Source organism: Blautia sp. DFI.3.45 (assembly GCF_020593505.1).
GTDB classification, from domain to species: domain Bacteria; phylum Bacillota; class Clostridia; order Lachnospirales; family Lachnospiraceae; genus Blautia_A; species Blautia_A wexlerae.
Genome location: NZ_JAJDMI010000088.1, coordinates 1 through 5,598, shown reverse-complemented (window position 1 = coordinate 5,598; position 5,598 = coordinate 1). Strand labels below are relative to the sequence as shown.

5 protein-coding genes and 1 pseudogene are annotated in these 5,598 nt (G+C 37.7%); 5 read left to right on the top strand and 1 reads right to left on the bottom strand.

Features of this window, described 5'->3' with window-relative positions; translation table 11 throughout:
- The 5 genes and pseudogenes from LJE09_RS16710 to LJE09_RS16690 all read left to right on the top strand — a co-directional run.
- A pseudogene (locus LJE09_RS16710) lies at nucleotides 1-82 on the top strand (DUF6061 family protein); the annotation flags it as partial.
- Between the two features lie 249 nt (nucleotides 83-331).
- Complete coding sequence (locus LJE09_RS16705) at nucleotides 332-1,021, top strand: response regulator transcription factor (RefSeq protein ID WP_009265522.1); 690 nt, start codon at nucleotides 332-334, stop codon at nucleotides 1,019-1,021.
- Nucleotides 1,018-2,049, top strand: a complete 1,032-nt coding sequence (locus LJE09_RS16700) for a sensor histidine kinase (RefSeq protein WP_006859034.1) — start codon at nucleotides 1,018-1,020, stop codon at nucleotides 2,047-2,049. Before LJE09_RS16705 ends, LJE09_RS16700 begins: the two co-directional genes overlap by 4 nt.
- Before the next feature lie 151 nt (nucleotides 2,050-2,200).
- Nucleotides 2,201-2,866: an ABC transporter ATP-binding protein gene (locus LJE09_RS16695; protein ID WP_006859033.1), complete on the top strand. Its 666-nt coding sequence runs from the start codon at nucleotides 2,201-2,203 to the stop codon at nucleotides 2,864-2,866.
- A 14-nt stretch (nucleotides 2,867-2,880) separates the two neighbouring features.
- Nucleotides 2,881-5,208 carry an ABC transporter permease gene (locus tag LJE09_RS16690; RefSeq protein WP_006859032.1) on the top strand — a complete coding sequence of 776 codons (2,328 nt, stop codon included), beginning with the start codon at nucleotides 2,881-2,883 and terminating at the stop codon, nucleotides 5,206-5,208.
- 195 nt (nucleotides 5,209-5,403) lie between these two features.
- Here LJE09_RS16690 and LJE09_RS16685 read toward each other — a convergent pair.
- The coding region (locus LJE09_RS16685) for a DUF6040 family protein (protein WP_227311573.1) at nucleotides 5,404-5,598 on the bottom strand (195 nt) is incomplete at its 5' end.

The window sequence follows — 5,598 nt, the reverse complement described above, 5'->3', positions numbered from 1 at the left end:
GCCTTTGGAATATGCAAGATTATATCTTGATGGCAATTTACAGATGTGGGTGGATACAGAAGATTCATTAGAACTTTATTAAGCAAGAAGTGAGATAGTGTTGTAGGGAGTTTCCTGTAGTTAAAGATACCACACCCGATATGATGAACCCACGCTTATACACTACCAGCTATGATAAAAGAAAGGACAGCAATTTGACACTGCTGTCCTTTCTTTTATAAAATTGCAGTACACAGAAAAAAGCTGTAAAATGAAAAATATATTTGTCCTTGTAACAATTCTCGGACATTTGCCTGTTATACTATCTGCAAAAAGAAAAGGAAGTGATAATATGAAGCATATTTTAATTGTCGAAGATGATAATCTTTTGAATAAAACGCTTACTTATAATTTGGAATTGGACGGTTACACAATAACTTCTGTTCTGAATGCAAGGACAGCCGCTGAATCATTAAAAACAAACATTTTTGATTTGGTATTGCTGGATATAAATTTACCAGACGGAAATGGTTATGACCTATGCCGTCTTATCAAGCCAGAGCATCCTGATACAGTAGTTATATTTCTAACTGCCAACGATCAGGAAAGCAATCAGATACGGGGATATGAAGCTGGTGCAGTGGATTATATCACGAAACCTTTTTCGATTAGTGCTTTGCAGCGAAAAATCAAAGCCATGTTCGCTATGTTGGAGCATCACAAACCAGCTAAGGATATTTACGAGGATGGTAGCTTGTTTCTGGATTTTTCGGAACAATTTGCAAGTTTGAACGGGAAACCATTAGCACTTTCTGCGATGGAATATAAAATGTTGAACCTATTTCTTAAAAATCCGAAGCAGGTACTTACTCGCCAACAATTTTTAGAAAAACTGTGGGATGTTGATGAAAAATATGTAGATGAACATACCCTTACTACTTCTATCAGCCGTATTCGCAGTAAGATTGAAGCGGATGGCGACACATATATCAAAACGGTTTATGGTATGGGGTATCAATGGACAGGAGGCGAAAAGAAATGAATCTGAATAACCTTTCTGCTAAGAAAATTTGTAGACTGGTTAGTGCTGGCATGGTTTTCTCTATGCTGGTAATTACCGGTATTTTCGGCGGTATAATGCAGGATATACGAATTTTTATAGTGGGTGGAACATTGACACTCTGTGCGTTTTTCTGGATTTGGCTATTGGTGCTGATTTTTGGAAAACGCCTTTCTCATTTTACTTCTAATTTGTGCCGGACGCTGGACAACATGATTGATGGAAACGAGGAATTACAAAAGTCAAATGATAGTGAAACTCTTTTTGCCCGTATCAACCACCGCTTAATTCGGTTGTATGAGATTATGCAGAAAAACCGGCACAAGGTAGACATGGAACGACAGGAGCTTCAAATGCTGATTTCTGATATTTCACATCAAGTTAAAACGCCTGTCAGCAATTTGCAAATGGTAACGGACACACTTTTAACAAAGCCTGTTTCAGAAGAAGAACGGATGGACTTTTTACAAGGCATACGTAGTCAGACTGATAAACTGGATTTTCTGTTCCAAGCACTGGTTAAAACGTCCCGGTTGGAAACCGGAGCAATACGATTAGAAAAGAAAGACAGCAGCTTATTCCATACGCTTGCACAAGCCATGAGCAGTATTGTATATGCCGCAGAGAAAAAAGAAATTGCTGTATCCGTGGATTGCCCGGAAAATTTGATAATCTCCCATGACAGCAAGTGGACAAGCGAAGCCCTTTTCAATCTGCTGGACAATGCAGTAAAATACACTCCGTCAGGTGGAAAGATTTCTGTATCAGTGGTTCAGTGGGAAATGTACGTAGAGGTCAAAGTGACCGACACCGGCAAGGGCATTTCAGAAAGCAATCAGGCTGCCATCTTCCGGCGCTTCTATCGTGAGGAAGAAGTACACGATCAACAGGGTGTGGGAATAGGTTTGTATTTGGCTCGTGAGATTGTAACAAGGCAAGGGGGCTATATCAAGGTTGTTTCAGAGCTGAGGCAAGGCTCAGAATTTTCTATTATGCTTCCTGTAAGGTAAGATATAACCACTTTTTTTGAAATGTCCGAGCGTTGTAACATTTCACTCTGATTTTCGATAAAAATTTTTTCTATCTCGGACATTTGTGTAACATTTGTGGTTTACAATGGCTTTATCAACAGATAGAAAGCCTTGAAAGGAGCATTTGAATATGAGCATTTTACAAACAATCGACTTAAAGAAGTATTACGGCACAGAACCAAATATTACTCGTGCCCTTAATGGTGTAAATTTTACTGTGGAACAGGGAGAATTTGTTGCCGTAGTTGGAACTTCCGGCAGCGGTAAGTCTACATTGCTTCACATGATGGGAGGACTTGATACCCCCACTTCCGGCAGCGTGATTGTACGGGGAGAAGAACTCGCAAAAAAGAATGATGATGAATTGACAATTTTCCGCCGTCGTAACATCGGATTTATCTTCCAAAATTATAATCTGGTTCCGATTTTGAATGTATATGAAAATATCGTCCTGCCTGTGGAACTGGATGGCGATACAGTAGACCAGAAATTTATGGACGAAGTTGTGTATATGTTGGCTTTAGAAGATAAACTGGAAAATATGCCGAACAATCTTTCAGGCGGTCAACAGCAACGTGTAGCGATTGCACGAGCTTTAATTACGAAGCCTGCGATTATCCTTGCTGATGAACCGACCGGAAATCTTGATAGCAAGACCAGTGCAGATGTGTTAGGGCTTTTGAAGCATACCAGCGGAGAATTTAATCAGACCATTGTAATGATTACTCACAACAACGAGATCGCTCAACTCGCAGACCGCATTGTACGGATTGAAGATGGTAAAATTGTTGGCTAAAGGAGGTGGGAATTATGAATTATCCTTTTGAAAATGATACCAGTGCAGTAATTAAAAAATTAGCACGAAAAAGTGTGCGTTTTGATAAGAAGAAAAACTTATTTTGCCTTTCGGCAATTATTGTAGCCGTTGCTATGATAATGATGTCGTTGCTCACAGTGCAAAATATCATTTATCAAAATCAGAAAGAAATCGAAGGATTACATCAAGGGATTTTCTTTGACATTACGCAGGACAGTAAAGAAAAGTTGTTAGCAAACGAAGAAGTAAAAAGTGTAGGACTTTCCTGTAATATCAAAACAGTGAAAGAAAATTCTAAAGAACTGTCTCTGATTTATTATGATGATGACATGCTTAGTTTGATTCCTGCCTTTGACGGAAAATATCCAGAGAAAGCAAGTGAAATTGCTGTTACAGATGCCTTTTTTGCCAGTGAAAATAAGTCTCCGGAAATCAACGCCATAGTTCAGTTGAATCTGGATGGTACTTTGAAGAATTATACTATTGTTGGTATTTATCATGATAAAACTTCTACCGCTTATCCTGTTTTTGTTTCACTTGAAAAATGCCGGGAATTACGTGGAAATAACCTGCTTAATGGATATGTTTGGCTTGAAAATGCAGATACCCTTACAAAAGACGAAGCAACAGAAATATTATCTCAAATTTCAGAGGAGACTGGACTGAATAATTGGACAGTCAGCAGTTACTATGATTATGTAAATACAACTTTGTCCTTCAGTAATTATGCGGTATATGGTGTAGTTGCTGCCATTTTGTTTTTAGCTGCCGCACTTGTAATTTACAGCATTTTCTATATTTCGGTTGGACAAAAAGTTGCTGAGTTCGGACAGCTTCGGACAATAGGGGCAAGTAAAAAGCAAATTTATAAAATAGTTCTTAAACAGGGTTATATGCTTGCAGTTCCGGGGATTTTAATTGGTAGTATCATGGGAACGATCATCAGCTATTGTCTGCAATCAAAAGGCTGGTCAGTATTTGCATTTATTGTTTCTCTATGTGGCGCATGCCTTTTTGGAATACTGCTTGTTTATATTAGTGTTCGTAAACCAGCAAAAATTGCAGCGAATACTTCTCCAATTTCCGCCCTGAAAAATCCAGTGGGAATTGTAAATTACCGCACTCACAAAAGACATCGTATTACGCCTGTATATTTAGCGAAAATCAGCTTTTCCAGAAACAGAAAAAAATCTCTATTGACCATTTTATCATTGGGACTGTGCGGAGTTATATTTTTCCTTGCAGCAAGTTATCAGAGTTCTTTTAATGCCGAGAGTATGGCTCGTTATTGGGATATGAAGTACGGAGATTTCAAAATCAGCATTGATTTAGAAAACGAAAGTGAAAATTTGGATGCTCTCTTGCAGAAAGAATATTTTTCTGATTATGTAAAGCGTGTTGGAGATATAGAGGGAGTTAGCAATATATTTACTTATGCTACCGTACCAGTTGATTTCTCAACAGACAATGATATTTCAGATAGCACCTTGATGCTCGGCTATAATGAAAAGGATTTGGCGTCGCTAAATGCAGCGGTTTTGTCTGGAAATATTACTGATGATACAGAATTAGTTGTAAGTGATCCCGAACGTATTTATGATGTTTACCATTGGAAACCTCAAATTGGGGATACTGTGACCTTTAATTTCAAAAATCATAGTGGTAAAACAATAACAAAAGCATTCAAAATTGGTGCAATCACTTCCAGCAATGATGGAATGGGTGGCTATATTTTCAGAATGCCGGAAAATATGCTCAAAGAACTTGCAGGTTATGACTGTACATACGCAATCGAAATACAAGCAGAAGCTGAATATCAGGAGATAATCGAGCAAGAACTCAAATTACTCGTTTCTGACAATAGGGATGTTCGCTTACAAACCCTTCAAGATTTTATTGTAGAACACCAATCAGACAATCGTGCAGGTTTTACATTAGCTTATGCGATTGCAGCCATCTTGTGGATATTTGCGGTCATCAATCAAATCAATCTTACTGTGACAAATCTTTTATCACAGAAACAGGAAATGGGCACACTAAAATCTATTGGTATGACAAATAAGCAGTTGAAGCAAGCATTTATGATGGAAGGTCTTTTTACTACTTTGATTGCATTGCTTATAACTGCTGTTGTTGGAATCCCCGGCGGATATGCAATCGGTATATTTTTGAAAAATGCAGGCATGTCTACGGGATTTGTATTTCCGGTTGTTGCTTTTACTCTTTTTGCTGTTGCTATGTTTATGCTTGAAAGTTTGATGACAATATTGCTTATTCATTCATGGAAGAAGCAATCTGTTATTGCAATAATGCGAAATTGATGATAGAAAGCTTTTCATATCTCGGTCAGCTCCACAATTACATTACTCTGCTGATACAGCCAGTCCGTAAATTCTTTCGGGCTGGCTGTTCCTGTTTTTACAGCCTTTTTTCTCTGTAATACTTCTTTTCATACAGTAAATTTTCACTAGGCTGGTATGGAGTAATTTTACTGTCTATACAGTAAGTTGAAAATACTAATATGGTCTTTTTTCTAACCAAACTTTAAGATAACATCTAATTCCAACATATGCGCCCTGCGAAAGTACGAAAAGCAATAGAAGATTTACTGACAGTACTTTTTTGATTGATTCTCCAAAATAAATGACAATAGCAACACTTGTCAGTATCATTAGTAGAGTAATAACATCCCAACAGTTTTTCTTATATAA

Bases quoted from the DNA above. Each gene is read 5' to 3' on its own strand.
- LJE09_RS16705 (WP_009265522.1), top strand. From the start codon at position 332: ATGAAGCATATTTTAATTGTCGAAGATGATAATCTTTTGAATAAAACG.
- LJE09_RS16695 (WP_006859033.1), top strand. From the start codon at position 2,201: ATGAGCATTTTACAAACAATCGACTTAAAGAAGTATTACGGCACAGAA.
- LJE09_RS16690 (WP_006859032.1), top strand. From the start codon at position 2,881: ATGAATTATCCTTTTGAAAATGATACCAGTGCAGTAATTAAAAAATTA.
- LJE09_RS16700 (WP_006859034.1), top strand. From the start codon at position 1,018: ATGAATCTGAATAACCTTTCTGCTAAGAAAATTTGTAGACTGGTTAGT.